This is a genomic window from Dyella sp. SYSU CM1112, assembly GCF_058216415.1.
Map to the genome: position 1 here is coordinate 1 of NZ_JBZEGI010000115.1, position 283 is coordinate 283.

The window sequence follows — 283 nt, forward strand, 5'->3', positions numbered from 1 at the left end:
GACATCGTGCTGCCAGGACTACATGGCTTCGCCGTATTGCGCGCCTTGCGCCATGATCCGCGCACGCAGCACATTCCCATTGTGATGATCAGCGGCAACCAGCAGGCCACGGAACAGCTTTACGTGCAGCGCTTTGGCGCGGACGACTTCATCAAAAAGCCGTTCGGTCAGCGTGAGGTACAGCAATCGATCCATCAATTGATTTGCGCCGGTCGCGTTCCTGCGCGCGGCCCGTTGGCCGCACGCGTCGCCCATGCCATGCCCGTTGCGCCCGATGAAGACA

1 protein-coding gene is annotated in these 283 nt (G+C 61.1%); it reads left to right on the forward strand.

Annotation, left to right across the window (positions count from 1 at the left end; all coding sequences use genetic code 11):
* On the forward strand, nt 1-283 hold a 283-nt coding region (locus AC4HNJ_RS21865), incomplete at both ends, for a response regulator (protein ID WP_490481724.1).